The sequence below is a fragment of the Vibrio vulnificus CMCP6 genome (assembly GCF_000039765.1).
Lineage (GTDB): Bacteria > Pseudomonadota > Gammaproteobacteria > Enterobacterales > Vibrionaceae > Vibrio > Vibrio vulnificus_B.
Map to the genome: position 1 here is coordinate 1,366,785 of NC_004460.2, position 26,025 is coordinate 1,392,809.

The 26,025-nt window shown below is 48.7% G+C and carries 18 protein-coding genes; 10 read left to right on the forward strand and 8 right to left on the reverse strand.

Annotated features, from left to right (window positions below; translation table 11 throughout):
• Positions 1 to 21: 21 nt before the first annotated feature.
• The 4 genes from malQ to rimO all read left to right on the forward strand — a co-directional run bounded on the left by malQ (position 22) and on the right by rimO (position 8,353).
• Positions 22 to 2,202 carry a 4-alpha-glucanotransferase gene (gene malQ, locus VV1_RS20965; protein ID WP_011082140.1) on the forward strand — a complete coding sequence of 727 codons (2,181 nt, stop codon included), beginning with the start codon at positions 22 to 24 and terminating at the stop codon, positions 2,200 to 2,202.
• A 186-nt stretch (positions 2,203 to 2,388) separates the two neighbouring features.
• Positions 2,389 to 4,617, forward strand: a complete 2,229-nt coding sequence (glgB, locus tag VV1_RS20970) for a 1,4-alpha-glucan branching protein GlgB (RefSeq protein ID WP_173652417.1) — start codon at positions 2,389 to 2,391, stop codon at positions 4,615 to 4,617.
• Between the two features lie 129 nt (positions 4,618 to 4,746).
• Entirely contained in the window at positions 4,747 to 6,690 is a 1,944-nt protein-coding gene (locus tag VV1_RS20975) for a methyl-accepting chemotaxis protein (protein WP_011082142.1), read from the forward strand.
• 253 nt (positions 6,691 to 6,943) lie between these two features.
• On the forward strand, positions 6,944 to 8,353 hold the full coding sequence (gene rimO, locus VV1_RS20980) for a 30S ribosomal protein S12 methylthiotransferase RimO (RefSeq protein ID WP_011082143.1): 1,410 nt from the start codon (positions 6,944 to 6,946) through the stop codon (positions 8,351 to 8,353).
• A gap of 76 nt (positions 8,354 to 8,429) precedes the next feature.
• Here rimO and VV1_RS20985 read toward each other — a convergent pair whose 3' ends face one another.
• On the reverse strand, positions 8,430 to 9,017 hold the full coding sequence (locus VV1_RS20985; protein ID WP_011082144.1) for a LysE family translocator: 588 nt from the start codon (positions 9,015 to 9,017) through the stop codon (positions 8,430 to 8,432).
• Between the two features lie 122 nt (positions 9,018 to 9,139).
• On the opposite strand from VV1_RS20985, the gene VV1_RS20990 reads away from it, so the two are divergent.
• Entirely contained in the window at positions 9,140 to 9,580 is a 441-nt protein-coding gene (locus VV1_RS20990) for an Lrp/AsnC family transcriptional regulator (RefSeq protein WP_043921271.1), read from the forward strand.
• Here the strand turns inward: VV1_RS20990 and pcp are convergent.
• Positions 9,577 to 10,215 carry a pyroglutamyl-peptidase I gene (gene pcp, locus VV1_RS20995; protein ID WP_011082146.1) on the reverse strand — a complete coding sequence of 213 codons (639 nt, stop codon included), beginning with the start codon at positions 10,213 to 10,215 and terminating at the stop codon, positions 9,577 to 9,579. The genes VV1_RS20990 and pcp overlap by 4 nt on opposite strands.
• A 407-nt stretch (positions 10,216 to 10,622) precedes the next feature.
• Here pcp and VV1_RS21000 point away from each other — a divergent pair, with 407 nt between their 5' ends.
• The gene (locus VV1_RS21000) at positions 10,623 to 11,804 is read left to right on the forward strand and encodes a lytic polysaccharide monooxygenase (RefSeq protein WP_043921203.1); all 1,182 of its coding nucleotides are present in this window, start codon (positions 10,623 to 10,625) and stop codon (positions 11,802 to 11,804) included.
• A gap of 108 nt (positions 11,805 to 11,912) precedes the next feature.
• Here VV1_RS21000 and VV1_RS21005 read toward each other — a convergent pair whose 3' ends face one another.
• A complete protein-coding gene (locus VV1_RS21005; protein WP_011082148.1) occupies positions 11,913 to 12,581 on the reverse strand; it encodes an outer membrane beta-barrel protein in 669 nt (222 codons plus the stop codon).
• Between the two features lie 357 nt (positions 12,582 to 12,938).
• Here VV1_RS21005 and VV1_RS21010 point away from each other — a divergent pair, with 357 nt between their 5' ends.
• A complete protein-coding gene (locus tag VV1_RS21010; RefSeq protein ID WP_011082149.1) occupies positions 12,939 to 15,719 on the forward strand; it encodes a hypothetical protein in 2,781 nt (926 codons plus the stop codon).
• A 121-nt stretch (positions 15,720 to 15,840) separates the two neighbouring features.
• On the opposite strand, the gene VV1_RS21015 is transcribed toward VV1_RS21010, so the two are convergent.
• Positions 15,841 to 16,443 carry an HAD family hydrolase gene (locus VV1_RS21015; protein ID WP_011082150.1) on the reverse strand — a complete coding sequence of 201 codons (603 nt, stop codon included), beginning with the start codon at positions 16,441 to 16,443 and terminating at the stop codon, positions 15,841 to 15,843.
• 214 nt (positions 16,444 to 16,657) lie between these two features.
• On the opposite strand from VV1_RS21015, the gene VV1_RS21020 reads away from it, so the two are divergent.
• Positions 16,658 to 18,280, forward strand: coding sequence for a methyl-accepting chemotaxis protein (locus VV1_RS21020; protein WP_011082151.1), 1,623 nt, complete (start codon positions 16,658 to 16,660; stop codon positions 18,278 to 18,280).
• Between the two features lie 68 nt (positions 18,281 to 18,348).
• Here VV1_RS21020 and VV1_RS21025 read toward each other — a convergent pair whose 3' ends face one another.
• Both VV1_RS21025 and VV1_RS21030 read right to left on the reverse strand, forming a co-directional pair.
• A complete protein-coding gene (locus VV1_RS21025; RefSeq protein ID WP_011082152.1) occupies positions 18,349 to 18,894 on the reverse strand; it encodes a hypothetical protein in 546 nt (181 codons plus the stop codon).
• 118 nt (positions 18,895 to 19,012) lie between these two features.
• On the reverse strand, positions 19,013 to 19,792 hold the full coding sequence (locus tag VV1_RS21030) for an EAL domain-containing protein (protein ID WP_011082153.1): 780 nt from the start codon (positions 19,790 to 19,792) through the stop codon (positions 19,013 to 19,015).
• Between the two features lie 214 nt (positions 19,793 to 20,006).
• Between VV1_RS21030 and VV1_RS21035 the strand changes: the two genes are divergently transcribed.
• Positions 20,007 to 21,434 (forward strand): NAD-dependent succinate-semialdehyde dehydrogenase, encoded by a 1,428-nt coding sequence (locus VV1_RS21035; RefSeq protein WP_011082154.1) that lies wholly within the window; start codon positions 20,007 to 20,009, stop codon positions 21,432 to 21,434.
• 153 nt (positions 21,435 to 21,587) lie between these two features.
• Positions 21,588 to 22,445 (forward strand): glutathione-dependent disulfide-bond oxidoreductase, encoded by an 858-nt coding sequence (gene yghU, locus VV1_RS21040; RefSeq protein WP_011082155.1) that lies wholly within the window; start codon positions 21,588 to 21,590, stop codon positions 22,443 to 22,445.
• Positions 22,446 to 22,597: 152 nt separating this feature from the next.
• Here yghU and VV1_RS21045 read toward each other — a convergent pair whose 3' ends face one another.
• Together VV1_RS21045 and VV1_RS21050 are read right to left on the reverse strand one after the other, a co-directional pair.
• Positions 22,598 to 23,923, reverse strand: coding sequence for an HD-GYP domain-containing protein (locus VV1_RS21045; RefSeq protein WP_011082156.1), 1,326 nt, complete (start codon positions 23,921 to 23,923; stop codon positions 22,598 to 22,600).
• 143 nt (positions 23,924 to 24,066) lie between these two features.
• Entirely contained in the window at positions 24,067 to 25,875 is a 1,809-nt protein-coding gene (locus VV1_RS21050; protein ID WP_011082157.1) for a Na/Pi cotransporter family protein, read from the reverse strand.
• Positions 25,876 to 26,025: the final 150 nt, after the last annotated feature.

A 26,025-nucleotide genomic window follows, 5' to 3' on the forward strand; every position in this document is an offset into this window, starting at 1 on the left:
GAAGTACCTTCGGAGAGAGCGATGAAAGAACAAACAGCATTAAAGAAAGTCGCAGAAATGGCACGATTAGCTGACAGCTATGTCAGCGCTTGGGGAGACGAAGCATTGGTCTCCGAAGAAACGCTACGCCGCCTGCTCAACTCTCTTGGCTATGACACTAGCAGCGATGAAAAACTACTGGCTTCAGCTGAGAAAAAACACAAGAAAGACGTATTAGCGCCAGTATTGGTATTGCGTGATGGCGATCCGGTGGAAGTGGAACTGAATCTTGGCACCAGTGCGCGTGAAAGCGAGTTCAACTGGCGTTTAGAAACAGAACAAGGAGAGGTACTGGAAGGCTATCTTCAGTCACAGATTGTTCGCGATGAACGTGCCGAGGGTGGCCCTCTAGTGTTTGCCCTGCCAAAAGATTTGGCTTGGGGTTATCACAAACTATACGTGAGCCGTAAGCGTCGTAAAGCACCGTATGAAATGGCGTTGATCATCACGCCACGCGCTTGTTTCAAACAAGATTCTCTAGAGTTGAACAAAAAGCTCTGGGGCCCAAGTATTCAGCTTTACACCCTACGCACCCAGCACAACTGGGGTATCGGTGATTTTGGCGATCTTAAATTGCTGGTGAGTGACATCGCATCTCGCGGCGGTGATTTCATCGGTCTGAACCCGATCCACTCGCTATTTCCTGCCAACCCTGAAGGCGCTAGCCCATACAGCCCATCGTCTCGCCGTTGGTTGAACATTCTTTATATCGATGTGAGCTCTGTTCCTGAGTTTGCGCTCAGTGCGGAAGCACAACAGAAAGTTGGCAGCGCCGAATTCCAGCAGCGCCTGCAAAAAGCGCGCGAATCACATTGGGTGAACTACACCGAAGTGGCAGAGCTGAAAATGAGCGTATTGCCACTGCTGTTTGCGGAGTTTAAAACTCGCCATCTCGACAAAAACAGCGATCGTGCTCGCGCGTTCCTAGAGTTTGTGGAAGAAGGCGGTGACAGCCTCGTGCACCAAGCGGCGTTCGATGCATTGCACGCAGAGCTACACGCGCAAGATTCAAACGTGTGGGGCTGGCCAGTTTTCCCTGAGCAATACCGCCGCTTTGATTCTGCCGCGACGCAGAAATTCATCAAAGACAACCAAGAAAAAGTGCACCTTTATATGTACTTGCAGTGGATTGCCGACGGCCAGATCAAAGAAGCGCAAGCGCTGGCTGAAGAGAAAGGCATGTCCGTTGGTCTCTACCGTGACCTTGCAGTCGGTGTGGCTGATTCTGGTAGCGAAACATGGGCAGATAACGGCAACCTAGTACTGGATGCCAGCATCGGTGCGCCACCGGATATCCTTGGTCCACTGGGCCAAAACTGGGGTCTGCCACCACTCAACCCTGAAGTGCTGCAAGCCACTGGTTATGACGCGTACATCAAACTGCTGCGTGCCAACATGAAACATTGTGGCGCACTGCGTATTGACCACGTACTTGGCCTTCTTCGCCTATGGTGGATTCCAAAAGGCGAAAAAGCGACAGAAGGGGCGTACCTCTACTACCCAGTCGAAGACATGCTAGCGATTTTGGCGTTGGAATCTCACCGTCATCAGTGCAGCGTGATCGGTGAAGACTTGGGCACGGTGCCAGATGAAATCGTTGATATCCTGCGTGATGCGGGTGTGCACTCATACAAAGTGTTCTTCTTCGAGACATCAAAAGAAGATGGTGGTTTCATTTCGCCAAAACACTATGCCGATCAGTCGATGGCGGCCTTGTGTACCCATGATATGCCAACGCTACGCGGCTTCTGGCATTGCGATGACCTCAAAATGGGTCGCGAAATTGGCCTCTATCCAAACGAAGAGCAGCTCAATGGCTTGTTCGACGATCGCCTAAAATGCAAGCAAGGCATTCTGGACAGCGTGCGTTGGCATGGTTACTTGCCAGAAGGCATTGGCCACGATGCGCAATACGTGCCAATGGATGCGCATTTAAGTGAAGCATTGCAGTTGCATGTTGCAGCAGGCGCTTCCGCACTGCTCAGTGTTCAGCTGGAAGACTGGTTGCAAATGGACAACCCAGTCAACATCCCGGGCACGGTCGATGAGTACCCGAACTGGCGTCGTAAATTGTCGATGAACCTTGAAGAGATTTTCAGCCGTGAGGATGTGAATCGAATCGCTCGTCGTCTAACGGAAGTGCGCGCGCAAGCGAGCAAATAAGAGTGAACTCAATGAGATGACCCATATGTAATGACTTGATTTGCAGACAGAAACTACAGCCTGGGTCACTCTCTGTTTACCAGTAAAATGGTAGAATGAGGTACCGTTATTATGCCCGCACCAATAGCGGGCATTTTTATTATTTGCGTACCTTGTGGATGAACAAGAATAAGTACGCGGTCGTGAATGAGGATTGTGTTCACAACGTTGGCTGTTTGGCGAGGGAAAAAAGGTTTGAAAAAATTAGTAAAAAGTAAAGTGAATCAGATGTTTGAGAAATTGTCTCAAGCCGCTTGTTCAGAGCCGTTTGCATTTTTAGGTCCATTTATTGACCCAACACAAGGGGCACTGCGCGTCTGGATGCCGGGTGCGACGGGGGTGGCATTGGTATTAGAAGGCCAACCACGTATCGCGCTTGAGCGAGAAAAAGAGAGTGCCTTCATTCTCAAAGCCGATCTCAATCTGCATCTTACCCATTATCAATTGGCGATCGATTGGAATGGCGTCGAGCAACTTGTCGATGACCCATACCAATACCACGGTATCTACGCCGAGTATGACGATCTCCACACGCCGAAAACCATGTATCAACACATGGGCTCACAGTTTATGACGCTTGAGCGCGACGGCAAATCAATCTCAGGTATCCGTTTCTTGGTGTATGCGCCGCATGCGACCGCAGTGAGTCTCGTAGGCAGCTTCAATGATTGGGATGGCCGACGTCACCCAATGCAGCGCCTTGATTACGGCATTTGGGGTTTATTCATTCCGGATTTAGCCGAAGGGGTGAGCTACAAATTCGAAATGAAAGGGCCGAAGGGTGAAGGCTTACCACACAAAGCCGACCCTTGGGGCTTCTACGCCGAGCAATACCCATCTTTTGCTTCCGTAACGTACGATCACGCCCGCTACCAGTGGCAAGATGCCCAATGGCAAACTCGCCCAGTGACCGAGAAACGCAAAGAAGCGCTCTCTTTCTACGAGTTGCATGCCGGTTCTTGGAAGCGCAACGAGCAAGGTGAGTTCCTGAATTATCGCGAACTGGCCGCCGAGTTGGTGCCCTATTTGGTGGATATGGGCTACACCCATGTTGAACTGATGCCTGTCTCTGAGCACCCGTTCTACGGCTCTTGGGGTTACCAGCCTGTGGGTCTCTTTGCACCAACCAGCCGCTATGGATCACCCGATGATTTCAAATTCTTCGTCGATGCCTGTCACCAAGCTGGCATTGGTGTGGTACTGGATTGGGTGCCTGCGCACTTCCCATCGGACGATCATGGCTTGGCCAATTTTGATGGTACACCATTGTTCCACGACCCAGATCCACGCCGTGGTTGGCACCAAGACTGGAACTCGTTTATCTACGATCTTGGCCGCGAGCAAGTACGCCGTTTCTTGGTTTCTAATGCACTGTATTGGTTTGAGCAGTTCCATATCGATGGTATTCGGGTGGATGCGGTGGCATCGATGCTGTATCTCGATTATTCACGCAGCCATGGCCAGTGGATACCGAACATGGATGGCGGCAACGAAAACTACGATGCGATTGCCACGCTAAAATGGATGAATGAGGAAGTGTACAAATACTTCCCGAATGCGATGACGATTGCGGAAGAGTCGACCGCTTTCCCGGGCGTGTCCGCACCGACCTTTATGGGCGGTTTGGGTTTTGGCTTTAAGTGGAATATGGGTTGGATGCACGATAGCCTTTCTTACATCAAAGAAGAGCCTGTTCATCGCAAATACCACCACAATACCCTCACGTTCCCACTCGTTTACGCTCACAGTGAGAACTACGTCTTGTCGCTTTCTCACGATGAAGTGGTGTACGGCAAAGGTTCTATTCACAACAAAATGCCAGGTGATGAGTGGCAGCAAACCGCCAACTTACGTGCGTATTTTGGTTACATGTATGGTCAACCGGGCAAAAAACTCAACTTTATGGGCGCGGAAATCGGCCAAACGGCAGAGTGGAATCACGATGACCAACTGCAATGGTTCTTGCTCGATTTCCCACGTCACCAAGGCGTGCAAGCCTTGACGCGTGATCTCAACCACTTGTATCGCAACCAAGCGGCGCTGCACGATCAAGATTGCATTCCAGCCGGTTTTGAGTGGCGTTTACAAGATGCTGCCGAGCAGAGCATTATTGCTCATGAGCGTATCAGTGAAGCAGGCGAGCGTATCTTGGTGGTGAGTAACTTTACTCCAGTGCCACGTGATGAATTCCGCTTAGGCGTGCCAAACAAAGGCCGCTACCAATTACTGCTCAACACCGACGACAGCAAATACGCAGGCAGTGGCTACGAGGTTGTAGTAGACGCCAAGAGCGAAGCGGTGGTCAGTGAAGATTTGGCTCAGTCGATTGTGTTGCGCCTACCACCACTGTCGACCCTGTTCTACAAGCTGGTCTAAAATCAAGCGATTAGGCATTTCACACTAGGGAGCTCAAGGGCTCCCTATTTTTATTTCTCAGCTCAGGCGATCAAACGGTTCTGGTGGTCTATAGTCCTTATAGGACTGTTTGCAAAGGATGCACTCTCAATGACTTTGACCATCGCCAACAAAATCCGCCTTGGCTTTGCCATCTGCCTACTGTTTTTTATCGTTGCCTCTTACGTGAGTTATCAAGGGATGGTCAATGCGGCGAGCAACTTCCGTCATTACGGTGAACTGGCGGGAGAAACCACCTTAGCGGGTGAAATTCAAGCCAACTTCTTAAAAGTCAGACTCAGTGCTGATAAGTATCTGGCTACTTTAGAAAATTCCCACCTCACTACCTATCAGCAGCGTGTGCAAAAAATCACCAAGATGATTCAAGACGATATTGCACGCACTGACGATGACAAGCATCGCGCCTACTTAGACAAAGCGCTGGCTGAGGTGAAGCATTTCGAACACACCTTTGGGCAGTTGAAGCAAAATGTTGAGCAAGTCGAAAAGGCGATCTATCAAGATATGGTGAAGGTCGAGAAGCAAGCGTTACACGATCTTGAAGCGATCTTGGACAATGCGCATCGCTCGCTCAAGCCAGAGGTCGAGTATTACGCCGCGCTGCTGATGGAAAAATTTCTCTTGGCGAATTTGGCGGTGCTTCATTATGTGCATAAAGAGAATGAGGAAAGCCTTCAGCAAGTTCGAGTGACACTGTCCGAAACCTTGCCGCAACTAGAAGAGCAGTTTCGCACTGTGATTGAAAGTGAAGAGCAAAAAGCTTTGCTGCAAGCGTTTGTGCAGCAAAGAGCGCTCTTCATCAAAGCGTTTGATCACACGGTGATGCTGAAAAACCAACAAAATGGCCATCGGAAGAAGTTGGCTGAGTATGGAGAATTGTTGTCATCCGATCTCGAAGCATTAAAACTGCTTTCGATAGAAGAACAAACGCAGTTAACCGCTGAATTGCAAGAAAAGAAAAAGCAAACCATTGAAGTCATTTTGGGACTAGCGGTGGCAGCGGTGGTTATTGGCATTGCGTGTGCCTACACCGTGGCAAACTCGATTGGCAAGGGCATCCGTAAGGTGAAACGCATTTCCACCGAATTATCGAAAGGAAACTTATCGGTTGAGGTCGTGGTGGAAGGGAAAGATGAAATCGGCGAATTGTTGGCCAACATGCGTGAAACCATTCTCTCACTGCGCGACATTGTCGATAAGGTGAATCTCTCTTGTTATAAAGTGGCCCAGATGTCGGAAGAGCTGAGCGCCATTACCAACACCACCAGTCGCTCATCAGATGCCCTCAACAGTGAAATGGAACAAATTTCTGCCTCGGTGCAACAGCTCTCCACCAGCACCACCGAGATTGCGCAAAGTGCGACAGATTCAGCAAGCTTTGCCCAACGTGCGACTCACAATGTCAGTCAGGGGCTGGACGAGGTGCACAAAACCTTAGACGCGATCGAAAAAGCCGAGCACGAAATGGCAGGCAGTTCGAAACAGATTGGCGATTTGTATCAAGAGTCGATGGATATTGGCTCTATTTTGGAAGTGATTCATGGTGTGGCTGAGCAAACCAACTTGTTGGCGCTCAATGCCGCGATTGAAGCGGCCAGAGCGGGTGAGCAAGGCCGCGGTTTTGCCGTGGTGGCGGATGAAGTGCGCTCATTGGCAAAACGCACACAAGAAGCCACCGCGCAGATCGAAACCATGATCGGCTCGTTGCAGCACGGTGCGGAAGAGGCAAAAAACTCCATCGACCAAAGCCACCACACCGTAACGGGGGCGGCGCAGCAAGCGCAGTCGACCACCTCGAACTTAGAAAATATTCAAACCTTGATTGAAGAGTTAAATGACACCAATATCCAAATCGCGGCGGCGGTAGAGGAGCAGAGCATGGTGACCGCCAACGTCAGCGAAAGTGTCACCGAAACCTACAATATCACCCGAGACAACAATGAAGCGGTGAAAAACATCGCCGAATCGGCACAAGAGTTGGCGGTGGTGGCGCAGGATTTGGAAACTCAGATGAAGCGATTCAAAACCGCGTAAAGCGTTAAGTTTTACTCAAAGGAGCGCTGAGAAAAAATCTTCTCAAGCGCTCTTTTTATTGTTTGTTTTTTGCACAAAAATGCGTCGTAGGATCTATGCAATTTTTTATCCTCAGTTATAATTCGCGCTCGCGATACCTAAGCGGCTTTTAACAAGCAACAGAAGCCTTTTCGCTATCGATTTTTCACCAGCAAACAGTGGCGATTCGATCACTGATGACTGGCACCAATCAACACTGGAAGCAAAGCAAGTAATGACAGTTCAAACGTTTACGCCAAACCAAACCACAACGTTGGATACGGCCAAAAAAACCATCGAGCAACAGAGCCAAGAGTTAACGCCAAGCGGCGGTAACAAAATCGGTTTCGTCTCATTAGGTTGTCCCAAAAACCTCGTTGATTCTGAACGAATCCTGACGCAACTTCGCACCGAAGGCTATGAAATCGTCAACAGCTACCACGATTCGGACGTGGTGATCGTCAACACTTGTGGCTTTATTGATAGCGCAGTTCAAGAGTCGCTCGACACTATCGGTGAAGCGCTTAAAGAGAACGGCAAAGTGATCGTGACCGGTTGCTTGGGCGCGCGTGAAGATGAAATTCGCGAAGTGCACCCGGGCGTTTTAGGCATTACGGGCCCACATGCGTATGAAAACGTGTTAGAGCACGTACATCAGTTTGCGCCAAAGCCAGAGCACAACCCGTTTACCAGCCTAGTGCCTGATCACGGCGTGAAGCTGACGCCAAAACACTACGCTTACCTAAAAATATCGGAAGGCTGTAACCACCGTTGTACCTTCTGCATCATCCCGTCCATGCGTGGTGACTTGGTCAGCCGCCCGGTGGGAGAAATCCTCAGTGAAGCAGAACGCCTGAAAAACGCAGGGGTGAAAGAGCTATTGGTGATCAGCCAAGACACCAGTGCCTACGGTGTGGACAGCAAACACAGCCTGGGTTTTGCTAACGGTTCTCCAGTGCGTCAAAACATCAAAGCGCTGAGTGAAGAGCTGGGCAAAATGGGCATTTGGGTGCGCCTGCACTACGTTTACCCATATCCACATGTGGATGATTTGATCCCGCTGATGGCGGAAGGAAAAATCCTGCCTTACTTGGATATTCCATTCCAACACGCCAGCCCGAATGTACTTAAAGCGATGAAGCGCCCTGGCCGTGCGGAACGCACGCTCGATCAAATCAAAAAATGGCGCGAGATCTGCCCAGAGTTGGTGATTCGCTCAACCTTTATCGTTGGTTTCCCTGGCGAAACGGATGAAGATTTCGAGATGCTGCTAGAGTGGCTAAAAGAAGCGCAACTGGATCGTGTGGGCTGTTTCAAATACTCACCAGTAGAAGGGGCGGCTGCAAACGACATTGATGATCAGATCTCGGAAGAAGTGAAGCAAGAGCGTTTTGAGTGTTTCATGCTGGTTCAACAAGAAATCAGCGCGGCGAAGCTGCAAAAACGCATTGGCAGCACCATGAAAGTGATCATCGATGAAGTAGACGAAGAAGGCGCGATTGGTCGTACCTACGCGGATGCACCAGAAATCGATGGCTTAGTTTACCTCAACGGTGAAACCAGCCTCAAAGCAGGTGAGTTGGTGGACGTGCTTATCGAGCACGCTGACGAATACGACCTGTGGGGATCGTTGGTTCGCGCCTAGTCTCACCGTGTTAAGTCACACCGACAAAGAGCCGATGATTCGGCTCTTTGTTTTTTCTGTCACTCTCTGTCTGCGGTTAGTTGAGCATCGGCACAGTCGATAGCAACAGCAGCAATGCCATGCTGATATTAAAGCTCTTTACTCGCGTATGCGTGGTGAGCCAGCGCTGTAACTGAGTTCCAGCGGCGGTCCAAAAGCTGACCGAAGGCAGATTGGCCAAAATGAATACCCCAGCGATCAAAACCAGCTCCCACCATTGACTCCCGGTGCTGTAAACGCTGACTGCCGTGAGCGCCATGGTCCAGCCTTTTGGGTTCACCCACTGGAAACTTGCCGCTTGCAAAAAACTCATCGGTTTAAAATCTTTTCGCTCACTGGCTTTGCCGCTGAAGGCAATCTTCGCCGCCAGACAAACCAAATAGCTCAAACTGAGGTACTTAAGGATTTGGTGTGAGAGTGGGTAGCTGTGAAATAGCCCCATCAAACCCACACCAATCAGTATCACCATCACCGCAAAGCCAAGCGTAATGCCGAGCATGTGCGGAATGGTACGAACAAACCCGACATTGGCGCCGGAGGTCATCAACATAATGTTGTTGGGACCGGGGGTAAACGTCGATACAAAGGCAAACAGCGCCAAAGCGCTGAGCTGAGACAGCTCCATTTTTTCTCTCCTACACGTTGATAATTGTTTTCTGACCGGTCAACACAATCATAGGTAGTTATCGTCGCAATTTTGTGCTTTTATTTGATCACCAAACCGACACTGCGCAAGAAAATTTCACTATGGATAGATTTGACGAAAAAATATTGCACGCCCTCAAGTGTGATGGCCGAATTTCAAATGTAGAGCTCTCAGAAAGGGTTGGATTGTCGCCTTCCGCGACTCTGCGCCGCGTGCAGGAGCTGGAGCGAAAAGGGGTTATCAAGGGGTATCGTGCGGTATTGGATAGCAACCAATTGGGGATCGGTTTTGTCGCCTACGTGTCGATTGGTTTGGCATCGCACAGCAAAAAAGCGCAGCAAGAGTTTGAAGATCACGTCCGCTTCGTTGATGAAGTGGTGGAATGCCACAACATTACCGGCGCCAATGAGTATTTGTTACGGGTAGAAACCAAAGATCTCGTCGCGTATAAGAAGTTTCACGCCGATGTGCTGGGTGAATGCGAGCAGGTAAAATCCATCACCACCATGGTCGTGATGGATTCGCCGAAAGATGAGCGTTAACAAATCGTTCCGCCAGTGTGTTTGGTGTCTTGTTCTGTTTCAAGACAGGTCATCATCATCATTTCCAAGCCATGTACCAATGTTTCTAAGCTCATACTCGGTTGGTTGGAAGCACTGGCTTGCTCTGGCAGCAGAGGGATGTGGATAAATCCACTGCGAATTGCGCGTGTGTGCAAATGATGCTGAACACCGTAGAAAAGGTGATTGCACACAAACGTGCCTGCGCTGTGAGAGAGTTGGCACGGGATGCCTGCTTGTTGCAGCGCATGGGTGATCGCCTTCACTGGTAAGGTCGAAAAATAGGCAGCAGGGCCCGTTGCTATGATCGGCTCGTCCACCGGTTGATGACCGGCATTGTCTTCGATGCGATAGTCATCCAGATTAATCGCAACACGCTCAGGAGTGATGGCGCAACGCCCTGACGCTTGGCCAATCATGAGTACTAAATCTGGTTGATGTGTTTCAACGGCTTGCAGCACCGTTTCGATCGCTTGGTAGCGAACCACAGGCACTTCACAGCCAATGATCTCCACCTGTGGCAAAGCGCGCGAAGCCATTTGCTTGACCAACTCCAGTGAGGGGTTGATTGATTCGCCACCAAATGGCTCAAATCCGGTGAGTAGTACCTTACGCATAGAAAATATCCTTTAGACAACTGCTTCGCATAGAAAACCGCTCTGCACTATGCATCAAATCCGTCGGCTTGCCAACGAATCCGCCATAAACCTTGCCGAGTCAATTTGAAGTGACTCGAAAATGTTTGTTACACCAATCTCCGTGCTACAAAACGTCTGGAAAGCAGGTAGCAAACTCGCGACAAAAACACCCGACAATTTGCCCTATCCACACTATGAAACAGACATCCTGCTAGCTTTATTACACCCGAATAAGATCGGGGTTAGAGGTTCTGTTACCCAAACTACGGGGAGTTGCAGGTAGGTGGCAAGTGAATGAGCGTAGCCAACGCCACTGCGACATCAAGTAGTACGGGTATACTCTCCCGTATGCCGTAGAGGGAGTGACAATCACAAAAGGAAATAGGATGAAAAAAGCACTTTCTTTATCGCTGGCTGGTGCCAGTGTTCTTGCCGCGTTAAGCACCTTTCAGGTTCAGGCCCATGGTTGGGTTGAATATCCAAGTGCCAGACAAAATACCTGTTATGAAGATGGCGGTTTTTGGACCAATGAGATCCCAAACCAAGCATGTCAGGCGGCGTTTGATGCCTCTGGCGCTTACCCATTTGTGCAACGCAGCGAAATTGCCGCAAACGTACCGAACTACCGTGATATGGCGCATGTCAAAGCGATCGTACCGAATGGCGAGCTTTGTTCTGCGGGCGATTCTGCCAAAGCGGGATTAAACATCCCTTCACCCTATTGGCAGCGCACGTCAATCACGCCAGATGCGAACAATCAAATTGAACTGGTGTTCTTTGGTAAAGCGCCGCACAACCCTTCTTACTGGGAATTTTACTTAACCAAGCCGAGCTACGATGCGTCATTGCCGTTGACTTGGGATGATCTGGAGCTGATTGACACCGCAGGTGACATTTTTGTCGATGAGCAAAAACGCTACCGCATGAAAGTGACCTTCCCGGCGGATCGCAGTGGTGATGCCATTCTCTACACACGCTGGCAGCGCATTGATGTGGTTGGCGAAGGTTTCTATAACTGCAGTGACATTACCTTGAGAAGCGGAGGCACAACACCACCAACAGACCCAACCGATCCACCAACGGAACCAGGTAACAACCTCAGCGTACTTGGCTATTTTGTTCCACAAGGTTTTGGCCCTGTTGAATCCGGTGATACGGTTCGCTTGCGTACCTTTGACGCGACGGGCGCTGAGCTGGTGGACATCTCATTGGCTATTTCTGCCAACAACACCGGCACTTGGGCTGCGGAGCTGGCGGGGCAATTTAATGGTCAACAACATAAAGATTGGTACATCGGTATTTGGCATCAAGGGATGAATCACTACATGTACGACAGCAGCAATGTGTTTGCGAACCAAGTGCATGCGCCAAGCGCCAATTTTAGCTACGCGCTTTCGTTGATCAAAGCGGATACCACGCCTCCAACGTTACCTACCAACGGTTGGAGCAAAGAGAAAGTGTATGTCGCGGGCGATGTGGTGAGCCACAATGGTCGTGAGTGGACTGCGCAATGGTGGACAACGGGTGAAGAGCCGGGAACCACGGGTGAGTGGGGCGTTTGGCGTTAAGCGATTGTTCTGCTTCAACACTGAGGAGGCTGCGGCCTCCTTTTTGCTTCTTATTTTTTATTGCTTAGTATCAAGTATCAAATACGCCACCTCCTTGTGGCCACATCGTTAGATGTCGAACAACACGCCAATTTTGATGGCTTGCTGATCAAACTCTTTTTTAATTTCAGGACTATCGACGTAGAGTGCATCGGTCAAATATTGGTAGGAGAGCGTCATCGAGAAGCGTGGTGTGAAATGCCATTCACTGCCTACTTCAATGCCACTGTGTACCGAGCTATTGCGCGTTTTTTTACGCTCATTCGTCGTCATGATCAGTGAGTCGTCAATATAAGACGCTGTGTATTGATCCCAATTGGTGCTCGTGGTGGTGTAGTGCAGTGTTGGCTTTCCGTACAGGCTGAGTTTATTGGCCACGCGCCAAGAAAATTTAGGACCAATGTTGAGATTAAGGCTCTGGGTTTCTAAAGAAATGATCGCTTTATCCAGATGACCTTCAAAGTAGGAATAGCTCACAGTTTGGCTGATGGGGTTAGCCAACCAATACGATACGCCCGCTTCCAATGCGAACCAATCGATAAATTGATAACCCAATGTAGCGCCAATACCAACGCCTACTTTTTTAGGACTCACATCGTAGAGGTGATCTTGTTCGAGATCGTCGCTCTGATAGGAATAAAACGAAACGCTTTGGTCGGTACCGAGGTAAAAACCTTGCTTAGCCAAAGTGATAGGCGACACCAGTATTAGGCAAGCGGCCAAAGTATGTAGCTTCATAGGAAACACTCTTATGCAATGAAAATGAAAAAACGCGTTACCCCCTTAGCACTGAGTTGTTCAGCGATTTAGGAGATTCAGATAACGCGGAATATGTTTTATGTATTTTTAAGGAGGTGAATTATAGGTATTTGAAATGTGTTTTGAAGGCAAGCAGCGGAAAAACAGTGTTTCCATTTCGCAACAATGGAGTGGGCGGAGGTGAAATGATCCTTGGCTGGATTTGAATATTCACTTGCAATAAAAATATGCACTTGCCTATTTTCAACGCAATCCAATTATTCTGACTATACTCACTGTGATGTCGAAAACATGACGTAAGCTTTTATAAAATCAAAATAAATTGGCAGGTTTTATATGGATAGAAAACACCTCATTCTAGTTGCACTGGTCATCAGTGTCTTTACAGGTTGCGATAATCACAGTCGGAACAGTCAGCTTGATACGGATAGCGGTAGCAAAAGGACGGAAATACTGCTCACTAGTCAGTCAGGCGGGAGTGGTGCTGTGGGGCTATGGAGCATTCTAAAAGACGACTTGAGTTTGCAAAGTACTTTATTTGAAGCACAAGGTTTGCCAGCCCCTAATATCAGTCAATTGTTCTCTGAAGCTGGAGTTGCCAATATAGGTGGCAAGAAAACAGGGTTTGTCTATTCGAAAGCCAATCAGAGTTTTTATGGCGTCATAGATAAAGCAGTGATTAAATTTGACCCTACAGCGAATAAAGCCCGTATTTTGACTCTGATTCCTGAGTTTTATAAGTCCACTTATTATGAGTCATTTAGCCGTTATGTCCTCAAGCCTGTCGTTTCGAAAGATGGCAAAAGTTTGATTGTGATTGCAACTCGTGGAGGAATGGCTCTTCCTGCTTCGCCTGCGGGGGATTCAACGAGGACGAGTGGTGGATTGGTCCATATTAATATTGATGAATCCAGCAGTGACTTTGGTAAGGCGAATATTGTTTTTGAATTCTTTGAGCATAGTAATGCTGTGGGTAGAGATTGGCGCGACCGCATATTTGAGATTATGACAGAGCCAATGCTTTATGATGATGGAACAGACCCATCCATCTTTTTGGGTTCTGAATACGTTGTCATCGACAAAGACATGTGTAACCAATCTGATAATAAATGCACAACGTCAGGAAAGCTTTTCAGTATGCATCCGAGCGATCAGAATGATTGGTCAAAACCTTGGAAAGTCCGTGGCAATGTGATGGGGCACACCATAATACTTGGTCGTACTTCACACTATGATAGTCGAGAAAATGTCATCTGGGGGGGGGGTGAAAATGACTATCAAATGTCGTTGTTCAAAATAACACCTGAAGGAGAATGGGCGCCCGACCCTAGTTCAATCGACGGGATATGGAGTCAGTCTCGGATAGTTTGGTCTACCACTCATGGAACTTACCATCCGCAAGCTGTAGTGAGTGGTTATGGAGATAAAGCTTTAGTTTGGACAACAGGCAGCGTTCCTAATAGCATTCCAGAATTCCGCCATCCTTATTTATCCAATATTTATGCACACAAAGAGCCTGAGATTTTGCAAAGTTTTCAAGGGTTATGGAAGCCGGATTTAAGTGGTTATGCTAAGCCCGCTCATGTGACGGCGAGTCGAAATAGTTCGACCATGTGGGTCGTGGGTAACTCCGACGCCACTGCTGAGGACTTTTACCAAAGTCAAATGACTTATTTAAAGCAAACTCACACCTATGGCTCCGCTGAATATAGTAAAAGCCTGCAAACCTTATTGGACGAATATAATGTGGTTGCTTCGTATGTGGATGAAATTGGTACAAGTTCGCTCTCTCAGCAGCGTTTGTTAGGTGGAGATGTGACGGGGGGTACCTTTTTTGCTGGCAGTGTTGCCGTTGGTGATGAAGGCAGCTTGGATAGCCAACTCTACACTGACGGGTTACTGCTTGCGATGGCCACAGGTGGTGGCGAACATGGTGATGGCGCTCTGATTAAATACAACCGGAACACAACAGAAGTGACGCGTATTCCTTTGGGCACTAACGAGGCTGGCTATCCTGTAGGTAAAGCTGCTCAGGTTAGTTCATCCATCGTAATCGGTGGGACATCGAAAGTTGCCCAAGCGAAACTTAAGCCAATGGAAACCTCGGTTGGGATCTGGTCTGTAAATCTACAAACAGGTGAGCTCTCTGATGAAAGGTTGCCTGGCACGAATGTCAAAGGAGTTTCTGGGGACGTTTACTTAGAAGCGGCTACGCCACCTCTGGCCTTTGTTAGAGCTGGCGATGGAGATTTTTGGGCCAATGCGACATATTGGGCGTACGATATACTTTCGTTTGTTGTGAATCCACAAACACATGAGGAGTTTCGTGCCGGTTTAATCAAAGTGGATGGCAAAACTGGGGCAATAAAAGCCGGGCCATTTATCACCACCGATGGGCCCAAATATTTTATAGGGAATGCGATAACGCCAATCAGTGGCAATGGAGAATTTGCGATGTTCTTTGAAGGTGCAGGGGTGAATGACACGCCGAGCACAGGGCAGAACCTATTCATCTATGATCTCAATAATATGGATTCGACCAATTACAAAAAAATCGCCTTCTCTCCTGACAACGGTGGACAGTCATCTGGGTTGTGGAGAACTCGTTTTTCACCTGTTTATGATGTGACGTCAAATGCTTGGTACGTCATCACCACGAATAATGTTTCGACCAACGAGATCAATATTGTCAAGTTATCTGCATCGACAGACATTATGACAGACCCTGTCGTGGCTAAGGTGAATGTGTCATGGCCACAGGGAATGCCAGTTAACGAGAATGACTATATTGCAACCTCGATGTTTGTTGGTTCGGACCATGCTATTTATTTTGGGACGAGTGATGGCAAACTGATGCGATTTAGTCCTGGCACTACTGCCGTTGAAGTGGCTTACGACTTTGCGCCTGCGAGTGGATCGGCGAAACTACATGGTTTTCTAAATGAAAAAGAAGGTGCCATTGTTGGGCTTATCGTTGATTCAACGGATGAAGTGCTGAGCAGTGGTATGAGAATGTTTGCTTATGATCTAGACAGTGGAACAGCGAACACTGTCAACGCGGATGGTATTGCTGGGAGTGACGATCCTTACCCTGGTTTAAACCTCATTCGTCGTTGAGTCTCTCTCTTTGATATTACAGAGATACGGATTAAGTACCGAAATTAGGTACTTAATCCTTTGCTTAAGAGAAAGATGCCTGTGTTTCTCTCGCCTACACTTTTTCCAGATTCAAGACGGTTTACCCCTCCGGCGCAACTCTCTCCCATTGAAAATACGCTTCGTCTGCCAACGCCAGCATTGGGCGATCTTCATCGGTATCGCCATAGGCATAAATGCGCGGGTATTGGTCGATATCGCAATGTGCTTTGACTCTGGCAACTTTGCGCGTTTTGCTGCAATCGCCATTGAGGTAGGTGCCAGTTAACGTGCCGTGGTGGATTTTCATTTCGCTGCAAAGCAGTTCAATACCTTGGGTTTGACACCAAGGCGCAAGGTAAAGGTCGAGCGAGGCTGACACCAGAATAATACGGTCGCCTTTGGCTTGGTGCCACGCCAGTTTTTCCATTGCTTCTACTCGGAGGTAATGAGGGATCACCTCCGCTGCAAAACGTTCCCCCAATTGTTTCAGTTGATGGGCATCGCGGCCCCGAAAAGCCACCCAACTGGCAATCGGGCGCATCACATGTGCGGGCAACAGCTTGAGTTTGTATAGGGTATAAAACGGCATGATTGCGATCCGACCGAGCCATTTGCGCTGGGGAGACGCGGAGTGCTTCAAAAAGAGCGAAAACATATCTTCATGAGTGATGGTGCCATCAAAATCAAACAGAGCGAGGTGCATGCGAATACCTAAGCGAAAGGGATACCTGTTTATAGTGAGAGGCGATGGAAAGCGCAAGCGTTTCTGTTGTGTCACAGCAGTATCGTTTTATTTTCTGAGTTTGAGTCACTCCTGACTCAAATATAAATTGAGCAGAAATTAAACTTTTATATCAGTCATAGAATGGAAAATGGCTTTTCCAGACAATATACCTAAACAGTAATTAGGTAATGATATGAAAATTCAACACAAGCTGACGATTCCCGTTGGCATTATTTTACTGACGTTTTTAGTCGTCTCTTTTATTAATTATTCCTTATCTGAGAAACAAGCCAAAATAGCCGACGATATTAACAATGGCATGTATCCGGTGGTGATGAGTCTAGAGGATGCTTATCGAGACTTATACCAGTCGAGCAATGCGGTGCAAGGTTGGCTGCTGGCTTCATCGCAGGATGAAAAGAACTACCATGTCGGGGAGTTTAAAGAAAATGCCTACAAAGCAATTCCGCGAATGAAGAAAGTACAGCAATTAATTGATGCGCAGCTCATTCCTAGCGCAATGCAAGGGGAGCTCAATAGGCTGGTGAAAATAACGCAGAGTTGGATCGGATTGTATGAACCGATATTTAATCAGCCTGATTTAGCTGAACATTATTACGCCGACAACCAGCAAATCATTCACGATGAGTTTGTGCTGATGCGTGCTCAACTCAAAACCCTTAGTAATGCCATTGATGATGAGTTGATGTTGCTCAATCAGCAATATGTTGAACGCCAGAACTTTGTCGACAACGTGATCCTCATTGGTTTGGTGGCGGTGGTGATCAGCGTGTCGTTTGCCTACTGGGTGATTCAGCGTTTTGTGATGAAGCCGATGCGACAAATTCAGGTGGCGATGCGCGATATTTCGGAAGGGGAAGGGGATCTTTCTCGCCGTATCGACATCAGCAGCCGCGATGAACTGGGCGAGCTCGCGCACTCCTTCAACCAATTTACCAGCCGCATTCACAACACCATTGGAGAGGTAGTGGCGGCAACGCAAAGCGTGCGCAGTGACATGCATTTGATTTTGCAATCGACGCAGCAAATCAGCCAGTTTTCACATGGGCAGCAACAAGAAAGCCATACCGTCGCTGCTGCCGTAAATGAAATGCAGGCCACCAGCCAATCCGTGAGTGATAGCGCTGGTGAAGCAGCGCACTCAAGTTCCCTCGCGAGTGAGCAGGTAGAGCAAGCTCAGCGCACCGTGCAACAAACGGTGGAATCGATCGAGCATTTGTCGGACGAAATTGAGAGTGCGACGCAAGTGATTCACCGGCTGGACTCACAGGTAAGTAACATCGCCTCGGTGCTGGATGTGATTCGTGGCATTGCCGACCAAACCAATCTGTTGGCACTCAACGCGGCGATTGAAGCGGCGCGGGCGGGAGAGCAAGGGCGCGGTTTTGCCGTGGTGGCGGATGAAGTACGCTCTTTGGCGAGTCGCACATCCGACAGTACGGGAGAAATTCAGGCGATGATCGAACGCTTACAGCAAGGTGCTCAGGAGGCGGTGGTAGTGATGTCGCGCAGCGTGTCTAGCCGTGAAGAAACGCTGCATCGAGCCAGCAACGCGACCGATTCGCTAGACCAAATAGGGTCTTCCATTGTGCATATGAACGACATGAACAGTCAGATTGCTTCCGCCTCCACTCAGCAAAGTGCCGTCAGCGCCGACATAAACCTGAATGTGCAGAACATTGCTGACAGTTCGAAGCAGATGGTCAGTATGGTGGCGCAGGTGCAACAAGCCTGTGAGGGGCTCGATGAGCAATGCGAACAGTTAGATACCCTGCTGGGACGATTCAAAATTTAATCATTAGAGAGACAAAGGCAGCGCTGAAAAACAATACTTTTCAGCGCCTTAGTGTTAACACAGGAAGTTCATTCAATTTTGGTGTAGTGATCCACCGCAAAGCTAAAAACAACCTTAATCATAAAAAACAGCGAACAGGCTAAAAACCAGGGCTCTAATGGCAGCAACAGGAGCAGTAATAAGCCAAAACACATCAAGCTGGCTGAGACAAACAGTTGCAAACGATGGCCGTTGAGTGAGTTCACCACCAGAGCCGATGTAATTGTGTAAATCCAGACCATCCAAGCCAACAGTATCGATTCTCCGAGCAGCCAAGCAATCGCAATAACATGGAAATGGATGGCGATGAACATGAAACGGCTGCTGCGTCGAGAGGCGTAGTACAGGTTGGTGCCTCTCGTAAAATTAGCAACACAACCAGCAAGTACATCGACGATGAGAATGAAGCCCATCGCCACCTGCCAAGTAACCTCTGGCGAAGATGGGCGATACAAGACCCCATAAATTGCGGCACTTCCTACAAACGCAAAAGCGAAGATGGAGACGATCTCCAATAGGGATTGTTTTTCTCCCAAGACTTCATGTAGGGATTTGGGGATGGGAATTTCTGCCATTCTTCATTCCTTTTCAGTTTGTACTCGACGGTGATGGATGTTCAACATCGCATGTTGTTGATCGAATAAGTGTGAGAGTGCGCTTCATTCCCCTTCCTCTATGGGGATTGGGAGGATCTTAAAAAGAGCGTTCAAACGCACTGAAGTTGGGTTGTGGCAGCGACTCAAATCCCGGTTTACTGATCAAATAACCCTGAACAAGAGAGATACCCATTGCTCTCAAGCACTCAAGCTCTTCTGCATTTTCTACCCCTTCAACTAACGGGGTGATGTTCAAATCCTTCAACATCGTAACGCAGTGTCGAACAATTTTCTGCCGTTTCGCATCGCGGTGAATATTGCGAATAAGGTGCATGTCGAGCTTGACGATGTCGGTTTGAAAATCGCTCAACAGGTTTAGCCCTGAGTAGCCCGCGCCAAAATCATCAATCGCGGTTAAGAATCCGAGTGATTGGTAATATTCGACCACTCTTCTAACATGGTTAGCATCCTCGTATTTTTCGACTTCAGTAAACTCAAACATGATGTTTTCGACAGGAAAGTTGAACCGTTTAGCTGCTTCGAGTGTGGTTCGGATGCATCTTTCTGGTTGATAGATGGCGTTTGGAAGAAAGTTGATACTGAGCTTTGTTTTTAAATTCAATTTCGCAGCCCATTCTATCGCTTTGACTCTGCAAGCTTGGTCAAATTGGTATCGGTTTTCATCACACACTTTAGACAAAATGCTCCACGCGCTTTCACCATTAACGCCTCGAACGAGCGCTTCGTAAGCAAACACTTCCTTACGTACAATATCGACAATCGGTTGAAAGGCCATCGAGAATTCAAAACTTAGGGATTCTTGAGCTTGGCAGCGTGCACAGCCAATAACGTTGGTGTCCAAATTATCACTATTCATATCAGTCTCTTACACGTTTGAGCTTCTAAGGGTTTTACTTTAAAAGATTAGCACTGTTTTTGTCAGGAGAACGTTTTTCTCAGCCATCCCGTTTTCGCGCCACTAGGAATCACTATGATTAGGCGTATAGTGTCTCTGATTTGGCCCACACTGAAAGGGTCACCCATTTTCATTGCCAGCAAAACGGCAATGTCACGCTCAATAGGAATCCAGTATGAATTCATTATTCAGGCAGCAATGTTATCTGCTCGGGGAATGGCGCAGTGCGCCGCAAACCATGACCATTACCAATCCTTTTAACGATGAAGTGATTGGTACGGTGCCGAATATGGGGGAAAAGGAGACCCAAGAAGTGATCGCGGGTGCAGACAAAGCGTTTCAGCAGTTTAAAGCACTCACGGCACAAGAACGGGCCAATCTGCTGCATCGTTGGCATCAGTTGATCCTAGAACACAGCGATGAGTTGGCGCACATCATGACGTTAGAACAAGGTAAGCCATTGGCTGAAGCGAAGGGAGAAGTGCTTTATGCCGCCAGTTTTATTGAATGGTTTGCTGAAGAGGCGCGCAGAGCCTATGGCACGCTCGTGCCAAGCCACAAAGCAAACGCCAAGATTTTGGTGACCAAAGAGCCGATCGGCGTGGTGGCTGCGATTACGCCTTGGAACTTCCCCGCGGCGATGATCACCCGCAAATGCGGCCCAGCGTTTGCGGCAGGTTGCCCGGTGATTTTAAAACCCGCGCCGGATACCCCTTTTACCGCGCTTGCACTGGCTGTGCTGGCGGAAAAAGCGGGCTTTCCTGCTGGGGTATTTAACGTGATCACTGGCGATGCGGTTGCGATTGGTGGCGAACTGACCAGTAACAAGCGCGTTCGTAAATTATCGTTCACGGGCTCAACGCCGGTAGGCAAACTGTTGATGCGTCAATCGGCAGACAACATCAAAAAGCTCTCTCTTGAACTGGGTGGCAATGCCCCGTTTATCGTCTTTGAAGATGCCGATTTGGATGCCGCCGTTGAAGGGGCAATGATCGCCAAGTTCCGCAATGCCGGGCAAACCTGCGTCTGTGCAAACCGCCTTTATGTTCAGCGCTCGGTTTATTCTGAATTTTGTCAAAAACTGGTGGCGAAAGTCTCGGCGCTTAAAGTGGGTAACGGCTTTGACCAAGGCGTTCATATTGGCCCGTTAATCAACGATGCCGCAGTCGCTAAGGTGGTGCAACACGTCGAAGACGCCCAAAGCAAAGGGGCGCAAATTGAATGTGGTCAATTACCTACGGCAGGCAGTCGACTTGTGCAGCCTTTGGTACTCAGTGGCGTGACGGATGAGATGCTGGTGGCGCAGGAGGAAACCTTTGGCCCAATGGCACCACTGTTTGTCTTTGATAGCGAAGAGGAAGTGCTGGCACGTGCCAACAACACCGATTTTGGCCTCGCGGCGTACTTCTATACACAATCACTCTCACGAGCTTGGCGCATGTCGGAAGCGCTTGAAGCGGGCATTGTCGGTATCAATGAAGGATTGATTTCCACCACCGTTGCGCCGTTTGGTGGCGTAAAAGAATCGGGCTTAGGGAGAGAAGGTTCATTCCTTGGCATGGATGATTACATGGAAAGTAAGTACATCCTGATGGGGTTATAAAAGGCGTGATTGTGGCGGGTACTGGGCTCAGAAAAGATATATAACCGATCGTTCTAGTTAAGACGAGTTTCGTTGGAAAGTATTCCTTTTAATTTGAGGTCTAAGGACTGATATTAAACAGGTAATTACCTCCAAACCAAAAAAGGACACATCATGGCAAATACCTATACTCCTCCAGCAGTCTGGACCATGAATGAAGAAAACGGCGGTCAGTGGGCGAGCATCAACCGTCCAGATTCGGGTGCGAGATTTGAACGAGAGCTGCCGGTCGGCTCACACCCACTCCAGCTTTACTCTATGGGTACACCCAATGGTCAGAAGGTGACCATCATGCTTGAGGAGTTGTTGGCTCTTGGCGTGAAAGAAGCCGAATACGATGCGCACATCATCAAGATTGGCGATGCGGATCAGTTTTCGTCGGGCTTTGTGGCGGTGAATCCAAACTCAAAAATTCCCGCCTTGGTTGACCGCTCTGTGGCTGAGCCGATCAATGTTTTTGAGTCGGGTCATATTCTGCTTTATCTCGCCGAGAAGTTTGGCAAATTGCTGCCTACGGATTTAGCGGCGCGCACTCAAGTCATGAACTGGCTATTCTGGCTGCAAGGTTCAGCGCCTTATCTGGGGGGCGGTTTTGGCCATTTTTATGCTTACGCACCAGAGAAATTTGAGTACCCGATTAATCGCTTCACCATGGAAGCCAAGCGTCAACTTGACGTGCTGGATAAGCAATTGGCGAAACATCGTTACCTCGGTGGTGATGAATATTCGATTGCTGACATCGCCGTTTGGCCTTGGTATGGCAACCTTGTGCTGGGCAAACTGTACAATGCGGCTGAGTTTTTAGACGTGGCGAGCTACCAAAACGTGGTGCGTTGGGCGAAAGACATTGAACAGCGTGACGCAGTAAAACGTGGCCGTATCGTCAATAAAACCTGGGGCGAATCGTGGGAGATGGTTGAAGAGCGCCACAGCGCCAGTGACATCGACCAAGCGCTCGCGACGCAACCTTAAACGCTCTGTTTTATCATCATTAAATGGATGAAAGTAATCAACAGCAAAAGCCCCTCCTCAATTGGAGGGGCTTCTTTATCGGTTTTCTTTATCGGCTTTCGTTCATCGTTTTTGCTATGGCATTGTTTGGATGGCTCTTCTTCGATGCATGCTTATTGCGAATATGCGAGTGAGCTTTCTGCATCAACCAATGTTTTCCCCTCTGAAGCCTTCAACGACAGCGCCGTACTCATGGCATAACAGTGGTTTAAGTTCTGATCGAGTTTTGCGTACACATCTCCATCCAATTGGTTTTGTTCCACCATCGGCCACATGATGTCGGTGATCTCTTGTGGTGACAGTTTGCTTCGATAGGGACGGTTTTGCGACAAGGCTTGGAAAACATCAGCAATCGCAATGATGCGTGATGGCAAATCAAGTTGCTCAGCGGTTTTGTTGTACGGGTAGCCACTGCCATCGAGCCTTTCATGATGATTGGCCGCCCACTGGGCGATATTGGAATGAGGGAAAATCATATTGAGCGCGACCGCGGTATCGACAGTATGACGCTTAATGTGGATGTATTCGATTTCACTCAGTGGCCCTTCTTTGTGCAAGATGCTATCGGGAGTTCTCAACTTGCCAATGTCGTGCACCAAACCCGCAACGTAGATCAGCTTGCTGGTGGATTTTGGAAGGCCCATTTGCAGGGCCAAGTATTCGCTTAACTCGGCCACTTTTAAGGAGTGTTGATACGTAAACGGGCTTTTCGCATCGACGATGCCAGCAATAAAACGGCCCAGTTGAATCAGAGCGGAAATCGACAGATCTTGATGCAACCATTTCAATTGGCTAAAAGAGAACGGGACGGTTTCGATATGGGTTGAGTCCATAGCAAACCAAAAACCATCTCGGTGGACTAGTGTGATCAGCGCGTCAACAAAGGTCGGGCAGAAGAGTGTGCCACGATAAAAATACAGTTCCTCACTGATCGCCTTTTTGTACAAGGTGATGAGATCTTGTTGGGTATGACTTAAGTATTTGGCTCGCAAGAAGTCTAGCCGGTCGGCTAAGTAAATGAGCGCGGCGACATCTTTCTCATAGGGGCTGATTGGCGCGTGCTGTAAATGGAGCCAATCGGTGTGGTGGTAGAGAATGATGTTGGCAAACTGCGCCAACATATCGCATTGTTCGAGGGCTTGAAAGCCCACTCGGCAGTGCTGCTCGCTTTCGCTGGGGATCATGTCGCTGATGAGATGCGAATGTTCTGCCGTCTGGGAGACACCACAGTCGTGAATTAAGCCCGCTAAGAAGCTGAATTCTTGTTTCTTTTTCTCCCAACCAAGCAGTTTTGCGCACTCATACGCGGTGTAAGCAACTCTGTGGTTGTGGTGAAGATCGTCCATGCCGACATAATCTAAGGCACGCGCTACCCAGATCAACGCGTGTTTGAGATCCACGCAAAACGGTTCATGCATTGCAGGTTTGATCGCTTCCATTGTCGACTCCTAGACTGCTGACGTGCTTTAGCACTAACGTTGCATTACTAATATGCACTCTCATGCTTAAAGTTTAGTCGAGTTTCGTTGAGCCGTTGTCCTTCAGCCCAAATTCCCTTTTGCGCAAACACAAAACTGTGAGGCTAACCTTGCGTCGGGGTTGAAATATCACGCTGACGCAGTTGCAGCTTAGAAATGCGCTTAGTAAGGGTATAAATGCGTTTGAGTGTTTCCACCCATTCCATTTCATAACGGAAAATCCGCAGGCGGTTGGGCTGCTCTTCCGATAAACGCTGCGCTTGGTGCGCCAACACGGCGTCAATCAACGAGTTCAGCTCGCGTTTGGCATTCAAAACCAACTGGGCCGTGGCGGGATCATCGCGGCGAATGGCGTTGACGCAATCGAGCAAGGTTCGGTTCACTTTGTCTTGCACCGTATCCAAGGTGGTGCGCATTTGTGGGCTGACCACAATATCGTCGTTGAGCGCCTTGTACGCCAACGGCAGTAAGGAGTTCACCACCAAATCAGCGATGCTTTCCAATTGATCGGTGATGCTGATCAGCTTAATTTGCCGTGCACTTTGCGCGTTGGAGAGCGGCTCGCGACGCAGGCGTCCTAAGTAAGACAGAATCGAGCTATGCAGCTGATCAACTTCTTCTTCAATCAATTCGATCTGGTTAAGGCTTTCACGAACTAAGCTGGTCTCGTTCGCATCTTTACATTCTGGCGCGAGAGGGGGCAGCATGTTGAGCATATTACACACCCTTCTGCCAACTCGGCCGAGTTCGAGTTGCGCTTGATCTAACGCGATATCGGGCGTTGGTAAAAAGGCGTCGTTGATGTATTTGGTTTGAATGGTGGCTTCGCTTTTTTCGGTTGATGTATGGGGCAAGAGTTTGCGAACCAGCCAAACAAACACGCTAGCAAACGGAAGCATGATCAAGGTGTTTAACACATTAAACAGTGTGTTGGCATTGGCGATTTGCCGTGGCAACTCGGCGGCCATTCGCTCCACGCCACTGAGCTCGGGATGCAGGGGCGAAAGAAACACAGCAAATTGCCCTAGAAGGCTAATCATGGGCAGCCAAATCATCACACCGCTGAGGTTAAAGATGATGTGAATCGCAGCGGCTTGAACGGCTTCTCTTGGCTTGCCAATAGAGGCTAAGACCGCCGTGACACAGGTACCAATATTGGCACCCATTGCCAATGCAATCCCGGTTTCGAGTGGAATAAAACCTTGGCCAGCTAAGACGATGACGATACCGGTTGTCGCCGAAGAGGATTGCACTAAGGCGGTAAAGGCAGCGGCAATCAAAATTGCCAGCAACAAGTTATCCATGTGCGCCATCAAATCAATAAAGGGTTGATAGCTTCTCAGCGGTGCCATCGCTTCGCTCATCAAGTTCATCCCAAGAAAGATCAAACCGAGGCCAAACAGCATATTGCCGTAGTGCTGGGTGGTTTCCTTTTTCGAGGTGAAAAACATCATAAAACCGATCGCCACCATCACCAATGCCGCCTTGGTGACTTTGAAGGCAATGATTTGCGCGGTGACCGTGGTGCCGATGTTGGCTCCCATGATGACGCCGACCGCTTGTGGTAGCGACATTAATCCGGCAGAAATAAAACCCACCAGCAGCACCGTAGTCACCGATGAGGATTGAATGATCGCCGTAATGCCCGTGCCCGTTAGCACCCCTGCGACACGGTTGGTAGTGAGTTTAGCCAGCCATTGTTTCATCTTATTGCCAGCGGCGCGTTTGAGTGCATCCGACATTTTTTCCATGCCGTAGAGGAAAATCGCCAGCCCGCCTAAAAGCCCGATCGTCATGGGCAAATAGTCGATTTGTTGCGCACCAGAGGCAGCCAATAAAGGGAAGGAAGGAAATAAAGCCAGCACGAAAAGTGCTGAGCGAGGAAAAGCAAACATGCGGCTTAAACTCATCATAGCGACCACTCTAATTGTTTTAATTATCACTAATAAGAATAGACAGATTTTGCGTGGCAAGGGGAAAAGCTTCTTGGTCGATTTCTGCGACTGATCTCCTGAAAATCAGCGCTTGGCGGTTTATAAAATAGGTGAGTAGAGCGAACAGCG